The 3,341-nt window shown below is 40.4% G+C and carries 2 protein-coding genes; one reads left to right on the forward strand and one right to left on the reverse strand.

Annotated elements, in window-relative coordinates:
- Positions 1-107: 107 nt before the first annotated feature.
- The gene (locus WS42_RS14365; RefSeq protein WP_229041856.1) at positions 108-2,216 is read right to left on the reverse strand and encodes a thioredoxin family protein; all 2,109 of its coding nucleotides are present in this window, start codon (positions 2,214-2,216) and stop codon (positions 108-110) included.
- A gap of 345 nt (positions 2,217-2,561) precedes the next feature.
- On the opposite strand from WS42_RS14365, the gene WS42_RS14370 reads away from it, so the two are divergent.
- Positions 2,562-3,341 (forward strand): sigma-54 interaction domain-containing protein (locus WS42_RS14370; protein ID WP_046451328.1); only part of this gene is annotated, 780 nt, incomplete at its 3' end.

Consider the following 3,341-nt stretch of genomic DNA (forward strand, 5'->3'; position numbering starts at 1 on the left):
TTTTGCAACGGTAAGATAATTCTTTTTACCGAAATAAACAATAGCAAAAGGGGCTATCCGACTTTTTGGACAGCCCCTTCGCTTCTATTTCGGACAGAACTATTTACCTACTTTTTAGCAAACATAGATTCGATATATTGTTCCATTTGCTTTGCCATGTCTTTATCCTCACATTTGGCTACCAGTTTCTGACCGATCTTTTTCCAACGGTTGATCTGCAGAGGAGTAGCTTTTTCTTTTGCTCCGGCAATTATCGAGAATGGGAATTCTTCCGGAGAAAGGTTGTTCACTTCTTTTTCACAGACTGTAAGCAGCTGATTCGGATTATTGGCTAAGAGTGCTTTAGCGATATTGATCTGCCCTACCAATGATTTTTCATTTTTCAATTTCAGACCGACAATCTCTTTCTTCATCTGATCCAGGTCGGCAGCTGTTGTCGATTTATCCCGTCCGTAGAAAATCATCATCAATTTACGTTGATACCCGCTGGACAGTCGTTTATCGACAGCTTCTTCCGTATTATTTTGTGCAAACTTCTCCCGGTTTGCCAACAAATATTCATAAGCTTCAGAGCCTGCTGGAGCTAAATCAGGATTATTGAAAATAAACCAATAATCAGCCGATACTTTCTCTTCATCGGTGAGTTGTCCATACAATTCTGCAGCTACTTTCGAAGCATCCGGAGAATACATAGAAATCAAACTTTCCACATATTTAGCCAGGAATTCCTTATCCCGGGCTCCTTCTGCATATTTTGCATCCAGTACACCGGTTGCTTTATTATCGTCGAAAGCATCCTTTACCCGTTCGATAAACCGGTCCGGTTCACCACCGCCGACAAATTTATGACGCACGGTTCCATCCGTATTCAAAATGACAAAAGTAGGATAAGCGCGAACACCGAATTTTTTAGCTAATTCAGGTCCTTCTCCTTTTTCCATATCATATTTAACACAAATGAATTTCGGATTCATATAATCTCCCATTTTCTCCTGTGGGAAAACAGTGTTACTCATATATTTACAAGGCCCACACCAGGAAGTATAACAGTCGACAAAAATCTGTTTACGCATCTTAGCAGCCTTTTCTACTGCCTGTTCAAAAGTCAAGTCCTGGAAATTAACCCCTACATGAGCTAAATTCTTCCAGGATTCCACATAATATTCCAGGTAATTTTTCATTTCGCTATTAGCGGGGTTAGCCATCATTTTTTCAGCGGCAGCAACCATACGGTTATAATCTGCCTTAGTCGCTTTATCCCGCATAGCTCCGAAAGCCATCAGCATAGACGATAAATCGTTTCCGGTCAATGTAGCAGCGTTTTCTTCCACTTTAGATACCAACTGATTCACATCTCCCTGAGCCACCAATCCGGCGATATCACATAAAGACAACAAATCGTTCTTTTTCTGAAGATCCAATTTACCGATCTGTTGTTTCAGTTCATCCAAAGATACGGTTTGTCTTTCTTTATTTCCATAAAGGTGTGGAGACAAAGCCCGGCTATAAGCAGAGAATAAAAATTCATCCAATTTTTCTTTCCCTATATTTTTTTCAAAAGTCGGAATATTGGCCAATATCAAATTAAAATCGGGAGTTCCAACCGTACAAGTACCGTCTTCAAACAAGGGCCAGAATTCTTTTTTCAATTTATCTTTCTCGGTGACCTGAGACAGTAATTCTTTTTTTACCTGCTCTGCTTTTTTCTGATCGTAAGCATCATCTAAAGCGACCTTATAAGCCAATAATTGCTTTTTATTCATTTTTCCTTTTTCGTACTGTTGATTCAGATACAGCAAGGAAGTCTTTTCATTCAACCCTTTCTTTACTCTTTCGATAAAAGGTTCCAGTTCACCTCCACCGACGACAGCATGTTGTACTGTTCCGTCCGGACGGATAATAAAGAAAGAAGGATAAGCCCGCACACCTAATTTATTTTTCAGTTCTTTCCCTTCTCCCTGTTCCATATCGAATTTCACACAGACAAAACGAGGATTAAAAAATTCTCCGGCTTCTTTCATCGGGAAAATCTTTGTTGTCATCATCTTACATGGACCACACCAAGTTGTGTAACAATCAACGAAAACCAGTTTCTTTTCTGCTTTAGCTTTAGCTAATGCTTCATCAAATGTCAGATGCTGGAAATCCACTCCCGTTTGCGCAAAAGCCATTACGCTTAGCACCAAACACATCATCAAAGGAATTAATTTTTTCATAATATGATTTAAATAGTTTTGGTAAATGATGATGCAATTTACAAAATGGGATTCAATTAAGGTCTAATTTCTTCCATCTTAACCTATATTTGTGATATTCACGATAGTCCTCTAACATTTTATTAAGAGTTGTTGTCTCTTTTTTTTACAAAACCCAGTCTCCCAAAAACGACAGGCGACCGATACGGCCGGTTAGAAAAAATCAAAAGAGAAATTAAAATAATCGATTTATTGAAAGAGTAAAAATGAATAAATGTTTCCTGATTCGGGCTTTTTAATGTAATTTTGTCAGAGTACCTGTAACTTTTACAGGTCCGGAAGAAAATATGAACAAGATAGCTGAATATGGAAGATATACAAGCGATCAAACAACGATTTGAAATCATCGGAAACAATCCGGGTTTAAATCGGGCCATCGATATTGCTACCCAAGTAGCCCCGACAGATTTGTCCGTATTGATAACCGGAGAGAGCGGAGTCGGGAAAGAGATTTTTCCCCGTATCATCCATGCCTACAGTACCCGTAAACACGCTCAGTATATAGCGGTAAACTGCGGTGCGATTCCTGAAGGAACGATCGACTCCGAGCTTTTCGGTCATGAGAAAGGGGCTTTTACCGGAGCCGTATCCGACCGGAAAGGATATTTCGAAGTAACGGACGGCGGAACCATTTTTTTGGATGAAGTAGGAGAACTGCCTTTACCGACGCAAGCCCGTCTATTAAGGGTATTGGAAACGGGAGAATTTATCCGGGTAGGCTCCTCGAAAGTACAGAAAACCAACGTCCGGGTTATCGCAGCCACCAACCTCGATATCCCGCAAGCGGTAAAAAACGGAAAATTCCGGGAGGACCTGTATTATCGTCTGAATGCTATTCCGATCACGATCCCTCCTTTACGCGAACGTAAAGAAGATATTCCTTTGTTATTCAGGAAATTTGCCGCCGATTTTGCCGAAAAATACCGGATGCCGGCAGTCCGGTTAACGGAAGAAGCCGTTAAAATCCTTCAGGACTTCCGTTGGCCGGGAAATATCCGGCAACTGAAAAACGTAACGGAACAAATCTCCATCATCGAACGAGAACGTATGGTAGATGAAACCACCTTACGTAAATATATACCGGAA

Source organism: Odoribacter sp. N54.MGS-14 (genome assembly GCF_000980295.1).
Classification (GTDB): domain Bacteria; phylum Bacteroidota; class Bacteroidia; order Bacteroidales; family Marinifilaceae; genus Odoribacter; species Odoribacter splanchnicus.